Genomic DNA, 16225 nt, shown 5'->3' on the forward strand with positions numbered 1-16225 from the left:
CCAGTGCGCCACAGCCAATCGCCCACGGGGTGGGCTCCTACAGCAAGACATGCTTTGAAAATTGAAAAGATCATGAAATCCATCACCCGACAAGAGTGGTACGGCGCCTTTGTGGCGGTCATCGTGCTGGGCGTTTTGCTCACCTTCGCCTCGCCTTACTTCCTGACCACCGGCAACCTGTCCAACATCTTGGTGCAGGCCTCGGTGATTGCCTTGCTCGCGGGTGGACAAACCTTTGTGATCCTGACCGGCGGCGTCGACCTGGCTGTGGGTGCACTCACCGCGCTGGCCGGTGCGGTGGCGGGTCACCTGATGATCAAGGTCGGCATCGATCCATATCTGGCCATGTTGGTGGCGCTGGCCATCGGCGCTGCGGTGGGAATTTTCAACGGGTATTTGGTCGCGTTTGTCGGCATTCCAGCCTTCATCGTCACCTTGGGTGGCCTGACACTTTGGCGCGGCTTGGCCTTTGATTTGACCGGCGGTTTTGACAACGCGGGCTTGCCCGAGCCCTTCCCTTTCCTGGGCTATGGCGATGTGTTCGGTATCCCCATGCCCACGCTGATCACGGGCCTCTTTTTTGTGGTGATGGCCTTCATTTTGTCGAGCACCAAGATCGGTCGCTATGTGTACGCCATGGGCTCCAACGAAATGGGTGCCCGCCAGGTGGGCATCAACATCCGCTGGTACAAGCTGGGCGTGTACGTGGTCTCGGGCCTGAGCTGCGCGCTGGGTGCCATCGTGCTGATGGCCCGCATGGACTCGTCGAGCGGCAAGATGGCGCAGATGTTCGAGCTGGACGCGATCGCAGCGGTGATCCTGGGCGGCACATCGCTCTTTGGCGGTCGCGGCAGCATCTGGGGCAGCTTGCTGGGCGCGGTGCTGATCACCATGATCCGCAACGGCATGAACCTGATGGAAGTCTCCCAGTTCAAGCAAATGATGGCGATTGGCGCGGTCGTGATCGTGGCCGTGTGGATCGACGTGGTGCGCCGCAAGCACCTGCTCAAGAAGTGAATCCCCTGCCTTGATTTCCGACATGACCACTTCGATTTTTGTGCTGGGCGAAGCCCTGATGGACTGCATCGCGCAGCCAGATGGCCAATTGCGGCCGCTGATGGGCGGCAGCCCCTACAACCTGGCCCGCGCCGCCGCCTTGCGTGGGGCACCGGTCACTTACTTGAACCCGCTGTCCACCGACAACTTTGGGCAACAACTGCGTGCGCAGCTGGTGGCCGATGGCGTGCAGCTGCTGGCCCAGCCCTCGCGCCAACCCACGTCACTGGCCGTGGTGCAGGTCAAAGACGGCCAGCCGAGCTACGGCTTTTACCGTGAAGGCATCGCCGACCGAGACTACAGCGTGGAGAGCGTACTGGCCCAACTGAAAAACACGGTGCCCGGCATCTTGCACACCGGCTCGCTGGCCTTGGTGCCGCCCGAACACGAGAAAGTGCTGGCCATCGTGCAAGGGGCCAAAGCCCTGGGCTGGACCGTGAGCGTGGACATCAACCTGCGCCCCAAACTGGCTGCCGACCTGAACGCCTATGTGGCCGCCGTGCGCTCGGTCATGGTGCTGGCCGACTGGATCAAGGCCAGCGACGAAGACCTGGAAACACTGGGTTTTGAGGGCGTCAAACTGGCCGAGTCAGCGCGCCTGGTCGCTGAACTGCGATCAAGCGCCACACCCGGCGCTTTGAGCCGCATCGCCCTCACCTTCGGGGGTGATGGGGCCTGTCTGGACATCGACGGCCAGCACCACAGCCTGCCCGTGCCCCGCATCACCGTGGCCGACACCGTGGGTGCAGGCGACACCTTTTGGGGCAACACCCTGGCCGACTGGGCATTGCAGACCGAAGGCGCAGCGCAGCGCGTGGCGGCCACGCTGGAACTGTCCATGAAAGCAGCAGCCATCAACTGCACCCGCCAAGGCTGTCAACCGCCGACTTGGGCTGAAGTGCAGGCGTTTTATTGATCAGGCCCTTCAGAGTCTTAAACAACCGGCAAGGGCTATTTTGTAGGGCCCACCCTGTGGGCGAGGTCTGTCATTTGCGCGCCCGCCACGCACCGATGACGGCGATCAAGCCCGGTACAAAGATCAAAGCCCAGATGATCTTGGACAGGTGCGTCTGCACAAAGGGCAAGTTGCCAAACAGGTAGCCGGCCAGCGTCAGGCCCACCACCCAGATGGTGCCGCCCACCACGTTGAACATCGTGAACTTGTGGCGCGTCATCTCGGCCACGCCTGCGACAAAGGGCACAAAAGTGCGGATGAAGGGCATGAAGCGGGCCAGCACGATCGTGATGCCGCCGTATTTTTCATAAAAAGCGTTGGCCTGCATGAAGGCTTGGCGGTTGAAAAAGCGCGAGTTCTCCCACTTGAACACCTTGGGGCCAAAGTAACGCCCGATGCTGTAGTTGGTCTGGTCGCCCAGAATGGCGGCCGCCAGCAGCAAAACCACCGTCAAAGGCAGGTTCAGCAAATCGGCGCCACACAGCGCGCCGACGATGAAGAGCAGGGAATCGCCTGGCAAGAACGGCATGATCACCAGGCCGGTCTCCACAAAGATGATCACGAACAAGAGGGCATACACCCACGCGCCGTGCTGGCCCACAAAGGCCTCCAGGTAGCGGTCCACGTGGAGGATGAAATCGAGGAGTTGCAAAAGGATGTCCATCGCAGGATTATCCCCTGTGAAGCCCTAAAATCAGGCGGGTGACCTCCGAACAAACCCCGGCTTCCGCGCGCCGCCCCATTCGCGAACTCCCCGATGAACTGATCAGCCAAATCGCCGCAGGCGAGGTGGTCGAACGCCCAGCCTCGGTCGTGCGCGAGCTGGTGGACAACGCCATGGACGCGGGCGCGCAAAGCATCACGTTGCGACTGATGGGCGGCGGCACCCGGCTGATTTCGGTGGAAGACGACGGCGGCGGCATCGCCCCGGATGAGCTGGCCACCGCTTTAAAACGCCACGCCACCAGCAAGATCGGCAACCTCGATGAACTCGAATCGGTCATGACCATGGGCTTTCGGGGCGAGGCGCTGGCGGCCATCAATTCGGTGTCCGAACTCACCCTGCTCTCGCGCATGGACGGCCAGCCCACCGCCTTTGCGCTGGACGGTCGCACCGGAGAAATTCGCCCCGCCGCCCGCGCTGTGGGCACCACGGTGGAGGTCAAAGAGCTGTTTTTTTCGACCCCCGCCCGCCGCAAATTTTTGAAAAGCGACAGCACCGAGCTGGCGCACTGCATCGAGGCCGTGCGCCGCCACGCGCTGGCCCGCCCCGATGTGGGCTTTGCCATTTGGCACGAGGGCAAGCTGGTCGAGCAGTGGCGCGTGCACCCCGGTGCGGCGGGCTTGGAGCAGCGTTTGGCCGATGTGCTGGGCGAAGAATTCGTGGCGCAATCCATTGCCGTCGAATACAACGCCGGGCCGCTCAAAGTGATCGGCCGCGCTGGCCTGCCCGACGCCGCCCGCTCGCGCCCCGACCACCAATTTGCCTATGTGAATGGCCGATTTGTGCGCGACAAGGTGGTCATGCACGGTGCGCGCAGCGCCTACGAAGACGTGTTGCACGGCCACAAGCAACCGGCCTATGCGCTTTTCATGCAGATCGACCCCACGCTGGTCGATGTGAACGTGCACCCGACCAAGATCGAGGTGCGTTTTCGCGACAGCCGTGCTGTGCACCAAGCGGTGCGCCACGCGTTGGAAAACGCGCTGGCCGCACCGCGTTCGCAAAACTTGGCCGATTCATCCTCAGAGACCCCGAGCGGTTTCGACCTGCAAGCCCCCGCCCCCAAAGCCCTGCCCGAGTCGGCCAGCTGGCAACAAGGCGGCATGGCCTTTGAACGCCCCGGCCCCGCCACCTTCAGTGCCCCGGCCTACAAACCCGCTGATTTTGTGCGCCCCCGCGTGGATGGCGAACAGGCCATGGCCGACCTCAAGGCGCTGTGGCAACCCGCTGCGGATTCACGCGCAGGCACTGCGCTCAAGGGCCAAGAAGACGACCCCATCCAAATGCGGGCAGAAGAAAGGTCGGGCATGTGGTCCGTCGGCCCAGGGGCCGTCGAAGCATCGCGCATGGGGGTGCGCGCCTACAGGGAACACAGCGCCCAGCCAGCCCCCCTGCCCGAAGGCGACTGGCCCTTGGGCCGAGCCGTCGCACAGCTGCACGGCGTGTACATCCTGGCCGAAAACAAGCAAGGCTTGGTGGTGGTGGACATGCATGCTGCGCACGAACGCATCGTGTACGAGCGCCTGAAAAACCAATTGAACACCACCGACGGCGAAGGACCGCGCATCGCCAGCCAGCCGTTGCTGATCCCTGCCACCTTTGCCGCCAACCCCACCGAAGTGGCCACTGCAGAAAGTTGCGCCGAAGTGCTGGAACAACTGGGCCTGGAAATCTCACCCCTGTCGGCCAAGACCCTGGCCGTGCGCGCCGTGCCCACCAGCCTGGCCCAAGGCGACGCGGTCGAGCTGGCCCGCAGTGTGCTGGCCGAGCTGGCCCAGCACGATGCGAGCACCGTGGTGCAACGCGCCCAAAACGAGATCTTGGCCACCATGGCCTGCCATGGCGCAGTGCGCGCCAACCGCCGCCTGACCTTGGACGAAATGAACGCCCTGCTGCGCCAGATGGAAGAGACCGAGCGCTCTGACCAATGCAACCACGGCCGCCCCACTTGGCGGCAGATGACGATGCGCGATCTGGACGCCTTGTTCTTGCGGGGCCGTTGATGGGTCGGCACTTTGTTGTTGTGTTGTTGGCCCTGCTGCTCGGGGTGCAGGCGGTCACCACCGACTTGTACCTGCCCACCCTGCCCGCCATTCGCGACAGCCTTGGGACCAGCATGGGCGAGATCCAACTGACCCTGACCGCGCTGCTGCTGGCATTTGGTATTTCGCAGCTGGTCTGGGGGCCACTGTCTGACCGCTTTGGGCGCAGGCCCGTGTTGCTCTGGGGCATGAGCGCTTATGTCCTGGCTTCGCTGGCATGTGTGGCAGCGCCCAGCATTGATTGGTTGATCGCGGCGCGCACAGTGCAAGGCATCGCCATGGGTGCCGGCGTCATGGCCGCACGCGCCATCGTGCGCGACCTGTACCCGCCGCACGAAGGCGCGCAGGTCATGTCGCAAGCCCTCACAGGTCTGGGCATGATCGCCTGCACCTGTGCGCCCATGGGCGGTCTGCTCAGCGACTGGGTGGGCTGGCGCTACGCTTTGTTTTCCGTGACCTTGTTTGGTCTGCTCACCTTGGGCCTGTTGATTTGGGGCTACCGCGAAACCCTGCCACAACGCCGTTTGGACGCGCTGCAATGGCGTTCCCTGTGGCGGTCCAATGTGGAGATCTTTCGCCACCCGACATTCCTCACCTGGTGCGCGCTGTCCTCAGCGTCTTACCTGGGGCTGTTCACATTTTTGGCCACATCGTCCTTCGTCTTCACGCAACAACTGGGCTACAGCAAAACCACTTACGGTCTGCTGATGCTCACCATGTCCTTGTCCTACATCGTGGGCACTTTTTGGGGGCGCTGGATGTTGCGGCGCACCAGCATCCACCGCACTGTGGGCTTGGCCGCCGTGCTGTCCTTGTTGGGCGGCGCGTTGCTGACGGTGCTGGCCCATCTGGGCGTGGGTCAAGCTTGGTACGGCGGTTGGGCTGTGATGCTGCCGGTGTACTGCTACATGTTTGCCCATGGCGTGCACCAGCCTTGCGGTCAAAGCGCAGCGGTCGCCCCCTTCCCGCTCAAGGCGGGTACGGCCTCGGCACTCAACGGTTTTCTGATGATGTTGGGTGCCTTCTTCATGGGTGATTGGCTGGGGCGCAACATGGACGTGCCGGTCTTCGCCTTGGCGCATGGCATGCTGGTTTGGAGCACGCTGTTGGCCATCATGGCCTGGACCGCGGTGCAACGCCATGGCAAACCCTTGGCGCTGAAAGCCGCATGAGCAAGCCCATTCACACCCAGTCACTCGACGCCATCGCCATCGTCGGCCCGACCGCCAGCGGCAAAACCGCTGCAGCCCTGGCATTGGCACACGCGCTGCGACAGCAAGCTCATGGCGGAGCCGAAATCATCAGCGTGGACTCGGCCTTGGTTTACCGGGGCATGGACATCGGCACCGCCAAGCCCAGCCGCGAAGAACTGGCCGCCGTGCCGCACCACCTGATCGACATCCTCGACCCGCTGCACAGCTACAGCGCCGCCGAGTTTGCGCGTGACGCCAGCCGCCTGATCGGTGAGATCCGCGCACGCGGTCGCATGCCGCTGTTGGTGGGCGGCACCATGCTCTACCTCAAGGCCTTGCTCGAAGGCCTGAACGACATCCCCGCCGCCGACCCGCAGGTACGCGCCAACATCCAGGCCCGCGCCGAACAAGCCGGCTGGCCCGCCCTGCATGCCCAGCTGATGCAGATCGACCCTGTCACCGCTGCCCGCCTGGCTCCTGGTGACAGCCAGCGCATCGGACGCGCTCTGGAGGTGTGGACCGCCACGGGACAAACCCTGTCGGCCTTTCATCAAAGCGCCAAGGCCGCTGCACCCGACTGGCACATCCCGGTGCTGAGCCTGGAGCCACAGGACCGCAGCTGGCTGCACCAGCGGATTGCCCAACGGTTTGAGCTGATGATGGCGCAAGGCTTCATCCATGAAGTGCGCCAACTGCGCGCACGCGGTGACCTGAACCCCGACCTGCCCTCAATGCGCTGCGTGGGCTACCGGCAAGCTTGGCAAGGGCTGGACGAAGGCTGGAGCGAAAAAGAAATCGCAGAGCGCGGCATCTTTGCCACCCGCCAGCTGGCCAAGCGCCAGATCACCTGGCTGCGCAGCATGAACGGCCGTCAGGTGATCGCTGCCGATGCGCCGGATGCTTTGGCGCAGGTGCTGGCCACGGCCCAGCGCCTGCTGCTCTGAGCCACCCTCAATATGCGTCGTCTTTACGACGCGTGCTTTTCAATTTGGCCTGTATCGCCTTGCCCTGCAAGCGCCGCTGCACAGCGCCGTAGCTGGGCTTGGTGGCTTTGCGGGCTTTTGGCGCTTTGGCAAATTGGTCGAGCAGTTCGTACAGTCGTGACCAGGCATCCTGGCGGTTGGCTTCTTGCGTGCGGTAACGCTGGGCCTTGATGATGAGCACCCCTTCTTGCGACAGGCGGCTATCGCCCGACTGCAGCCACCGCGCCTTAACGGCTTCGGGCAAGGAGGAGCCAGCCACATCGAAACGCAGCTGAATGGCGGTGGAGACTTTGTTGACGTTTTGCCCACCCGGGCCTTGGGCACGGATGGCGGTCAGTTCGACTTCAGCCTCGGGAATGTGCAGGGAAGTCATGGACTGCTCAGGCTGGGCATCGGTCAACAGCCAAGTTAATGACCAGCTTCAAAAGCGGCCAGTCGTTCCTTCAGACGCGGCAGCTGCGCCAGCATGGCCACGCGGCCCGCTTCAATGGAGCGGCGGCGAGCGCTGAAGTCGGCGCTTTTGACACCGCTGAGCGCCGGACGGATCACGATGTCCGCCTCTTTGAGCGCCAAGGTGTTGATGCTTTTGCCCATGATGGTGAAGGTCTGCAGCAAGATCTGGAAGGTGTCACCTGCGGGGTTGCCCTCGGGGTCGCTGGAGATGTCCACGGCGATCACGAAATTGGCCCCCATCTCGCGCGTCTGATGCACCGGGACTGGTGCAACCAGGCCGCCATCCACGTACTCCCGGTCCCCAATGCGCACTGGCTGAAACACGGCCGGCACCGCGCTGGACGCACGCACCGCCGAGCCCGTATTGCCCCGGCGGAAGGTGATGGCCTCGCCGCTGCGCAAATCGGTCGCCACAATGCCAAGCGGTATCTTCATGTTTTCCAAGTTGCGTCCACCCACCTGGGCGTTCACATATTTGGCCAAAGCTTCACCCCGCAAAGCGCCCCGGTTGAGCAAGGGCACCATCCAGTCGGTGATCTCGGCTTCTTCCATCGTTTCGGCGGCTTTGCGCAGTTCTGCCACACTTTTGCCGCTGGCATACAAAGCCGCCACCAGCGAACCCGCCGATGTGCCCACCACGTGGCTGGGCTTCAAACCCGCCTCCTCCAGCACCTGGATCACGCCCACGTGCGCAAAGCCACGCGCAGCGCCACCGCCAAGTGCCAAACCCAGATGCACCGGTCGGCGCGCCAAGGGCACTTCAGCGGTGGGCGCGGGCGTGACTGGCGTTGGGGCGGTATTGACCTCGGTGTTGACCGCGACCGGCGGCAAACTGGTGCAAGCACCGAGCAGCGCGAGCAAAACGCATGCGCTGCTTCTGATCAAGCACTGCGGCAAGCTCTTGTGTCCGTTCATCTTTTTCCCTGATTTCAAAACGTTATTGATAATGATTCTCATTTGATATAGAATTTTCACATCGAAACAAAGCCTGAGAGCACCCCATGCGCCTCCTGCCAGCCGCCATCACACTGCCCTTGCTGATCGCCTCGTCCATGGCTTTTGCCCAAGACAAAGTGGTCAACATCTATTCGGCTCGCCACTACCCGACCGATGAAGCGCTCTACAGCGACTTCACCAAGGTCTCCGGCATCAAGATCAACCGCGTCGATGCCGACGATGCCGGTATTCTCGCTCGCCTCAAGGCCGAGGGCGCTGCCTCCCCTGCGGACGTGATTTTGCTGGTGGATGCCGCCCGCCTGTGGCGCGCCGAAGTCGATGGCCTTTTTCTGCCCGTGCAATCGAAGACACTGCAGGCAGCCATTCCCGACAACTTGCATGCCAAACCGGCCGACAACGGTGCCATCGCCTGGTTTGGCTTGTCCACCCGCGCCCGTGTCGTGGTCTACGACAAGCTCAAGTTCAACAAGTCCGATGTGGACAGCTACGAAAAACTGGCCGATCCCAAGCTCAAAGGCGCTTTGTGCATCCGCTCCGGCTCGCACCCCTACAACCTGAGCCTGTTCGGCGCGATGACCGAGCACCTGGGCGTAGAAAAAACCGAAACCTGGCTCAAAGGGCTGGTGGACAACATGGCGCGCAGCCCCAAAGGCGGTGATACCGACCAAATCAAAGGCGTGGCCTCAGGCGAATGCGGCGTGGCCGTGACCAACACCTATTACCTGGCCCGCATGATGCGCTCGGCCAACCCGGCCGACAAAGCCGTGACAGAGCGCATCGGCGTGGTCTTTCCGAACCAGTCGAGTTGGGGCACGCACGTCAACGTGGCCGGTGGCGCTGTAGCCCGCCATGCCAAGAACCCGGACAACGCCATCAAGTTCCTGGAATACCTGGCCAGCCCCTCAGCGCAAAACCACTTTGCCAACGGCAACAACGAGTGGCCAGCGGCCAAAGGCGTGAGCTTTGACAACCCAGCGCTGAAAGCCATGACCGGCGGCAGCTTCAAAAGCGAGCTGATCCCGATCAGCGCCGTCGGCATGAACCAGATCAAGGTCCAGCAAATGCTCGACCGCGTGGGCTTCAAGTAAAGCCCCCTCGGGCCGAACGGCACGTTCGGCCTGCCCACCCTCTTGAGCCAGCCATTCACCCCGGACCCGCCGGGGGTGATAGCCAGCCATCGCCTGTTTTCCCGAAAACCGCCGTTTTCGGCCGCCTTGGATTGGACTTCACCATGCACACCGCCTCCACAAAAACACCCCTATTGCCCCTGGCCGCACTCATGCTGGCGGGCGCCGTGAGCCCCACCGCACAAGCCCAGTCCGAACGGGAGATGGGCACGGTGGTCATCAAGGACACCCGCATCGAAGACGCCAAAAGCGTGCTGCGCGTGCGTGAGACCGAGATCGGCAAGGGCCGCCAGGCGTTGCGCGACATCCCGCAAACCGTGACGGTGATGACCGAGCGGCTGATGAACGACCGCAACATGGACGATCTGCGCGAAGTGCTCAAAACCACCGCAGGCGTGACCTTTCAGGCGGGTGAGACCGGCGAAGAAGATGTGCGCCTGCGTGGCTTCTCGCTGGGCCAGGCCGGCGACATTTATGTGGACGGCCTGCGCGACGCGCCGCTGATCGAGCGCGACACCTTCAACCAGGACCGGGTCGAAGTGCTCAAGGGCTCGGCTTCCATGCTGTTTGGCAAAGGCTCCACCGGCGGCGTGGTCAACCAGGTCAACAAAGCGCCGCAACTGATCGAACAGCACGAGCTGAACCTGACCGTGGGCAGCGGCAACCAGCAGCGCCTGACGGGCGATTTCAATTGGGTCACCGGTGAAGACGCGGCCTTGCGCCTGAACGCCATGACACACCAAGCCGACAACTGGGGCGCGAAGGTGGACAAAAAAGGCATTGCGCCGACTTTCCGCTGGGGCATCGGCCACCGCGATGAATTCAGTGTGGGTCTGTACCACCTGGAAACCGATGGACGCCCGCTCTACAACCACCCTTGGTTCATCCAGAACGGCGTGATCGTGCCCACCTTGCCCGCCCAAAACTACTACGGGCTGGCCAGCGACTACCTGCGCACCGAAAGCACTTACGGCACCTTCAGCCATGTGCACCGCTTGGGCGCCGACAGCCAGATCAAGACCCAGCTGCGCCAAGGGCACTACGAGCGCGACCTGTGGGCCAGCGCCATCGCTTTCGTCAACCCAATCACCAGCTTATCGGACATCACGGCCAGCACTGCGCTCAAACGCACGCCCAAGGGCCGCTTGGGCGTGAGCGATTTGACCCAGGTGCAAAGCGACTACTCCGGCAAGTTGCAAGCTTGGGGTCACACGCACCAGCTGATCACCGGCGTGGACGCTTACCGCGAAAACGCCCAGCGCAACCAAAGCTTTGCAGGGGCAGCCTCGGGCCTGAACACCGCCGTGGGCACGCCCAACGACGGCGCTTGGCGCGCCGACATGCGGGGCAACGCCCCCATGAACACCTTCAAGGCCCAAGGCCTGGGGGTCTATGCCCAAGACACGGTCGAACTGGTGCCCCACATCAAATGGGTGGCGGGTTTGCGCTTTGACCACTTCACGGGCGACTACCGGGACCCCAGCGGCAACCGTTTTGCCATGAGCGAAAACCTCTGGAGCCCGCGCACCGGCTTGATCTTCCAGCCTGACGATTTGAGCAGCTACTACGTCAGCGCGGGCACTTCGTACAACACCTCGGGCGACACCTACCAGTTTGCCCTGGGCAGCTTTGCTGAGGGCGGTGCCAATGCCAAACTGGCCAACACCCCGCCCGAGAAAAGCCGCAACGTGGAGTTGGGCGGCAAGTGGGAGGTCTTCAACAAGAAAGCCTCGTTGGGCGTGGCCCTGTTCCACTCCGAGAAATACAACGAACGCAACACCGACCCGGATGCCGCTGCGGCGCAAATGCTCTTGTCGGGCAAGCGCCACGCGAGCGGCATGGAGTTCAACCTGGCAGGACGCCTCACGCCGAAATGGGAAATTTTCTACAACCAGACCTGGATTCCCAGCGCCCGCATTGACGAGAGCAACATCACCAGCGGCAATGCACAGCGCCTCGGCGATCGCCCTGCCCTCACCCCCAAGCAAAGCGCGAGCCTGTGGACCAGCTACCTGCTGAGCAGCCAATGGCGTATGGCTGGCGGCCTGAACCACCGGGGCGAACAATCGCCCGAAGGCAACCGCAACGTGGTGGCCGCCGCCTTCACCACGCTGGATGCCATGGCCGAATACAGCTTCAGCGAAGCCACCACGCTGAAACTGAACGTGAGCAACCTGACCAATAAGCTCTACGCCGACACCCTGTACCGCGGCTTTTATGGCCCGGGCGCACCGCGCACGGTGCAGCTGTCGCTCAAAACCATGTTCTGAGGTCCCTGTGCTGCTGCATCTGCCCCATATCCTGAACCCCCAAGAGTTGGCCACGGCGCGCCAGCTGTTGGGCAATGACGCGCCCTGGAACGATGGCCGCAGCAGCGCCGGGCCGCAAGCCGTGGGCCAGAAAAACAACCAGCAATTGCGCCAAGACAGCGATGCGTCCCATCGGCTGCAGGCCATCGCCTTGCAGGCTCTGCAGCGTGAGCCCATGTTTTTGTCGGCCGCGCTGCCCAGGCGGATTTTCAATCCCCTGTTCAACCGCTACGGCGGGCAGACCAACCACTATGGCGACCACATCGATGGTGCCGTGCTGCGCAGCGCCAGCACCGGTGAATGGGTGCGCAGCGACTTGTCGTGCACGCTGTTCCTGTCGGACCCATCGGACTATGAGGGTGGTGAACTGGTGATCGAAGACGCCATGAACAACGCGGCAGTGGCTCAGAGCCTCAAATTCTCTGCCGGCGATCTGGTGCTCTACCCCAGCACCCATGTGCACCGAGTGGAACCAGTCACCCGGGGCGTTCGCCTGGCCAGTTTCTTCTGGGTGGAGAGCATGGTGCGCAGTGGCGAGCAACGGCGCATCTTGTTCGACCTGGACATGAACTTGCTGAGGCTGCGCCAGCAGCTCGGCGAAACCGACGAGACCACGGCCCTGACCGGGGTCTATCACAACCTGCTGCGGCAATGGGCCAGCACGTGACCCACACCGTCAACCTGCAAGACCACGAAGACGCCGCCCGTGCTGTGCTGGACGATGGCGCCTGGGCGTATTTCTCGGGCGGTGCGGCTGACGAGATCACGCTTGGCCGCAACCAGCAGGCCTGGCAGCAATGGGCGCTCGCACCGCGGGTCTTGCAAAACCTGCGCGGCGGGCACACGCACTGCCAGCTGCTGGGCCAAACCTGGCCCTTCCCTTTGCTGGTGGCCCCGATGGCCTTGCAGCGCTGGGCGCACCCCGATGGCGAAGCGGCCATGGCCCTGGCCGCCGCCAGCCAGCAATGCGGCATGGTGCTCAGCCACCAAACCAGCACCGACTTGCACACGGTCGCGCAACTGACCCGGCAAATGGCACTGCAGGGCACCGAACGCGGCCCCCTGTGGTTTCAGCTCTACGCACACGGCGACCGGGGCGCTCTGGCTGAATTGGTCCAACAAGTGGAGGCTGCGGGCTATGAGGCACTGGTACTGACGGTGGATGCGCCGGTCAGCGGTGCACGCGACCGCGAGCGTCGCCATGCGGCTGCAAGGCCCGCCCACATCCACGCGGTCCATGCACAACCACCCGCAGTGGCTTCAGCGATAGGCTTGTGCCAAGGCCTGGCCAACAGCGCCCCCACTTGGGACGATGTGACTTGGCTGCAAAGCCGCACGCGGCTGCCCATCTTGCTCAAAGGCATCACCCACCCTCTGGACGCTAAGCAAGCCGCCCAACTGGCGCTGGCCGGGCTGATCGTGAGCAACCATGGCGGACGCACGCTGGACACGATGCCCGCCACCGCAGAACTGCTGCCGCGCGTGGCCGATGCCGTGCAAGGCGAGATGACGCTGCTGGTCGATGGTGGCATCCGGCGCGGCACCGACATCTTCAAGGCGCTCGCCTTGGGCGCCGATGCCGTGCTGGTCGGGCGCCCTTGCGTGTACGGCCTGGCGCATGCCGGGGCGCAAGGCGTGGCCCATGTGCTGCGCCTGCTGCGCGATGAGTTTGAAATCGCCCTCGCCTTGTCGGGCTGCGCCACGCCTGAAGCCATCACACGGCACCACCTGTTTGGAAACACGCCATGAATCAGCCCGCGCAGCCTTTGCGGCCTCATCAGGAAGTGCCTCGCGCGAGTGGTGATCGAACGACCGTGCCCCTCTTCAACAGCCGAGACTTGTTTGGCGATGGCTCTTTGGTGTTCATCGACCACCAGGGCGAGCGCTACCGCTTGCAAATGACCCGGCAAGGCAAGCTGATCTTGACCAAATGACTGGGCACTTGCGTCATTGCAAGTGCCCTGAAGTGCCCTGTTCAGACCGCCGATGGCATCAAAAATTCCCGGCTGATGCGGCCGCCCAGCACGTTCACGCGGTCCAGGAACTGTGTCAAATACGCGTGCAAGCCCGTGGCCAAAATCTCGTCGATGCGGCCAAAGGCCAGCTCTGACAGTAGGCGGCCTGCGTGGCGCAGGGTATCGCTTTCGGGGTCATGCGAGACCAGCTTCAAGTTGGACAAAACCTCGTTCAGACTGGCGTGCAGCGAGCGTGGCATGTCGGGGCGCAAGATCAGCAACTCGGCCACCCGCTCGGGGCGGATCACATCGCGGTAGACCTTGCGGTAAACCTCGAAGCCGCTGACGCTGCGCAAGATGGCGCTCCAGTGGTAGAAGTCGTATTCCTGCGTGGTTTCTGCGCCAGCCGTGCTGTATTGAGGTGCGCCAAAAAAGTCGTTGTTCATGGCATGGAACTTCACGTCCACCAAGCGTGCCGTGTTGTCGGCCCGCTCCAAGAAGGTGCCCATGCGCATGAAATACAGCGACTCGTCCATCAGCATGGTGCCCACCGTCACACCGCGTGACAGGTGCGAGCGGAATTTCACCCACTCAAAGAACTGACCCGGATCGCGCTCGAACTCGCCGCTCTTGAGCATGCGGTTGACTTCCAGCCAGGTCTGGTTTTGTGTCTCCCACACCTCGGTGGTCAGCGTGCCGCGCACAGCACGGGCGTTCTCGCGGGCAGCGCGCAAGCACGAAATGATGGACGAGGGGTTGTCCACGTCCTTGACCATGAAGGCCATCACATCGCGGGACGTGATGGTTTTGTACAGCGCCAGGTACGCGGGCAGCAATTCGCTGATCGACAAAATGCCTTCCCAGCCAGCCTCTACCGCGGCAGCAGATTGGGGCAAGAGCGAGGTCTCGTAACTCACATTGAGCATGCGGGCGGTGTTCTCTGCCCGCTCCATGTAGCGGGACATCCAGAAAAGGTGGTCGGCGGTTCTTGAAAGCATGTGTGTTCTCCCCTTTTCAATCCTGCAAAATCCAGGTGTCCTTGGTGCCGCCGCCTTGGCTGCTGTTGACCACCAAAGAGCCTTCTTTCAAAGCCACGCGGGTCAAGCCACCGGGCACCATTTGCACGGTGCGGCCGCTCAGCACAAAGGGGCGCAGGTCGATGTGGCGCGGCGCGATGCCACTGTCCACAAAGGTCGGGCAGCTCGACAGGCTGAGCGTGGGCTGCGCGATGTAGCCCTCGGGGTTGGCCAGCAGTGCGCCACGGAATCGCTCAATCTCTTCCTTGGTCGAAGCCGGGCCGACCAGCATGCCGTAGCCGCCTGCGCCGTGCACTTCCTTGACCACGAGGTCTTTCAGGTTGGCCAGGGTGTACTTCAAGTCATCGGGCTTGCGGCATTGAAAAGTGGGCACGTTTTTGAGGATGGGTTCTTCGCCCAGGTAGAACTTGATCATGTCGGGCACATACGGGTAGATCGACTTGTCATCGGCCACGCCCGTGCCCACCGCGTTGCAAATCGCCACATGCCCGGCCTTGTAGGCGTCCATCAGGCCCGCGCAGCCCAGCGTCGAGGTGGGGCGGAACACATTCGGGTCCAAAAAGTCGTCGTCCACCCGGCGGTAGATCACGTCCACGCGCTTGGGGCCGCGCGTGGTGCGCATGTAGACGAACTTGTCTTTCACGAACAAGTCTTGGCCTTCGACCAACTCCACGCCCATTTGCTGCGCCAAAAAGGCGTGTTCGAAATAGGCGCTGTTGTACATGCCGGGCGTGAGCACCACCACCGTGGGCTCGGCCGTGGTGGCGGGGCTTGAGGCGCGCAGGGTCTCCAGCAGCAAGTCAGGGTAATGTGCCACCGGGGCCACGCGGTGCTGGCTGAACAATTCGGGGAAGAGCCGCATCATCATCTTGCGGTCTTCCAGCATGTAGCTCACGCCGCTGGGCACGCGCAGGTTGTCTTCGAGCACGTAGTACTCGCCCTTGCCCGCGCTGTCCGGTGCGCGCACGATGTCGATGCCGCTGATGTGCGAATAAATTTGGTTGGGCACGTCCACACCCACCATCTCGGGGCGGAACTGGGCGTTGTTTTCGATCTGCTCACGCGGGATCACGCCGGCCTTGAGGATGTCCTGGTCGTGGTAGACGTCGTGGATGAAGCGGTTCAGCGCGGTGACGCGTTGCACCAGACCGGCCTCCATGCTCTTCCATTCCTGGGCGGCGATCACGCGGGGAATCAAGTCGAAGGGGATCAGGCGCTCGGTGCCTGAGCCATCCTCGTCCTTGTCGCCATAGACCGCGAAGGTGATGCCCACGCGGCGGAAAATCATCTCGGCTTCTTCACGGCGGGCTGCCATGGTTTGGGGGTCTTGCGCCTGCAACCAGCGGGCATAGGCCTCGTAGTGTTGTCTCACCTCACCCGCATCGCCTGATGCAGGCAAGCGGCTGTACATTTCATCGAATTGGCGCATAGCTC

Annotated in this window: 15 protein-coding genes; 10 read left to right on the forward strand and 5 right to left on the reverse strand. The window is 62.9% G+C overall.

Annotated features, from left to right (window positions below; all coding sequences use genetic code 11):
• The first annotated feature begins 72 nt into the window (after positions 1–72).
• Complete coding sequence (locus B9Z52_RS01560) at positions 73–1017, forward strand: ABC transporter permease (protein WP_108412102.1); 945 nt, start codon at positions 73–75, stop codon at positions 1015–1017.
• 22 nt (positions 1018–1039) lie between these two features.
• Positions 1040–1972 (forward strand): PfkB family carbohydrate kinase, encoded by a 933-nt coding sequence (locus B9Z52_RS01565; RefSeq protein WP_108412103.1) that lies wholly within the window; start codon positions 1040–1042, stop codon positions 1970–1972.
• Positions 1973–2042: 70 nt separating this feature from the next.
• On the opposite strand, the gene B9Z52_RS01570 is transcribed toward B9Z52_RS01565, so the two are convergent.
• The gene (locus B9Z52_RS01570) at positions 2043–2675 is read right to left on the reverse strand and encodes a DedA family protein (RefSeq protein WP_108412104.1); all 633 of its coding nucleotides are present in this window, start codon (positions 2673–2675) and stop codon (positions 2043–2045) included.
• A 38-nt stretch (positions 2676–2713) separates the two neighbouring features.
• On the opposite strand from B9Z52_RS01570, the gene mutL reads away from it, so the two are divergent.
• Genes mutL through miaA form a run of 3 tightly spaced genes read left to right on the forward strand, consistent with a single transcriptional unit; the run spans position 2714 to position 6914 of the window.
• Entirely contained in the window at positions 2714–4738 is a 2025-nt protein-coding gene (mutL, locus tag B9Z52_RS01575; protein ID WP_108412105.1) for a DNA mismatch repair endonuclease MutL, read from the forward strand.
• 20 nt (positions 4739–4758) lie between these two features.
• Positions 4759–5949 carry a multidrug effflux MFS transporter gene (locus tag B9Z52_RS01580; protein WP_233251789.1) on the forward strand — a complete coding sequence of 397 codons (1191 nt, stop codon included), beginning with the start codon at positions 4759–4761 and terminating at the stop codon, positions 5947–5949.
• Positions 5946–6914 (forward strand): tRNA (adenosine(37)-N6)-dimethylallyltransferase MiaA, encoded by a 969-nt coding sequence (miaA, locus tag B9Z52_RS01585; protein WP_108412107.1) that lies wholly within the window; start codon positions 5946–5948, stop codon positions 6912–6914. Before B9Z52_RS01580 ends, miaA begins: the two co-directional genes overlap by 4 nt.
• 7 nt (positions 6915–6921) lie before the next feature.
• On the opposite strand, the gene arfB is transcribed toward miaA, so the two are convergent.
• Positions 6922–7326: an alternative ribosome rescue aminoacyl-tRNA hydrolase ArfB gene (arfB, locus tag B9Z52_RS01590; RefSeq protein WP_108412337.1), complete on the reverse strand. Its 405-nt coding sequence runs from the start codon at positions 7324–7326 to the stop codon at positions 6922–6924.
• A gap of 35 nt (positions 7327–7361) precedes the next feature.
• Entirely contained in the window at positions 7362–8321 is a 960-nt protein-coding gene (locus tag B9Z52_RS01595) for a patatin-like phospholipase family protein (protein WP_233251761.1), read from the reverse strand.
• Positions 8322–8407: 86 nt separating this feature from the next.
• On the opposite strand from B9Z52_RS01595, the gene B9Z52_RS01600 reads away from it, so the two are divergent.
• From B9Z52_RS01600 to hemP, 5 genes are all read left to right on the forward strand, one after another.
• Entirely contained in the window at positions 8408–9451 is a 1044-nt protein-coding gene (locus tag B9Z52_RS01600; protein ID WP_108412108.1) for an extracellular solute-binding protein, read from the forward strand.
• 143 nt (positions 9452–9594) lie between these two features.
• Positions 9595–11760, forward strand: a complete 2166-nt coding sequence (locus B9Z52_RS01605; RefSeq protein ID WP_108412339.1) for a TonB-dependent siderophore receptor — start codon at positions 9595–9597, stop codon at positions 11758–11760.
• Positions 11761–11767: 7 nt separating this feature from the next.
• Positions 11768–12466 (forward strand): Fe2+-dependent dioxygenase, encoded by a 699-nt coding sequence (locus tag B9Z52_RS01610; RefSeq protein WP_108412109.1) that lies wholly within the window; start codon positions 11768–11770, stop codon positions 12464–12466.
• Positions 12451–13548 (forward strand): alpha-hydroxy acid oxidase, encoded by a 1098-nt coding sequence (locus B9Z52_RS01615; protein ID WP_108412110.1) that lies wholly within the window; start codon positions 12451–12453, stop codon positions 13546–13548. The genes B9Z52_RS01610 and B9Z52_RS01615 overlap by 16 nt, the downstream gene beginning before the upstream one ends.
• Positions 13545–13733 (forward strand): hemin uptake protein HemP, encoded by a 189-nt coding sequence (hemP, locus tag B9Z52_RS01620; protein WP_108412111.1) that lies wholly within the window; start codon positions 13545–13547, stop codon positions 13731–13733. Before B9Z52_RS01615 ends, hemP begins: the two co-directional genes overlap by 4 nt.
• 41 nt (positions 13734–13774) lie before the next feature.
• Here hemP and B9Z52_RS01625 read toward each other — a convergent pair whose 3' ends face one another.
• Both B9Z52_RS01625 and B9Z52_RS01630 read right to left on the reverse strand, forming a co-directional pair.
• Positions 13775–14752, reverse strand: coding sequence for an alpha-E domain-containing protein (locus B9Z52_RS01625; protein ID WP_108412112.1), 978 nt, complete (start codon positions 14750–14752; stop codon positions 13775–13777).
• 16 nt (positions 14753–14768) lie between these two features.
• Positions 14769–16220: a circularly permuted type 2 ATP-grasp protein gene (locus B9Z52_RS01630; RefSeq protein ID WP_108412113.1), complete on the reverse strand. Its 1452-nt coding sequence runs from the start codon at positions 16218–16220 to the stop codon at positions 14769–14771.
• Positions 16221–16225 lie beyond the last annotated feature (5 nt).

Source organism: Limnohabitans sp. Jir72, assembly GCF_003063575.1.
Classification (GTDB): domain Bacteria; phylum Pseudomonadota; class Gammaproteobacteria; order Burkholderiales; family Burkholderiaceae_C; genus Limnohabitans_A.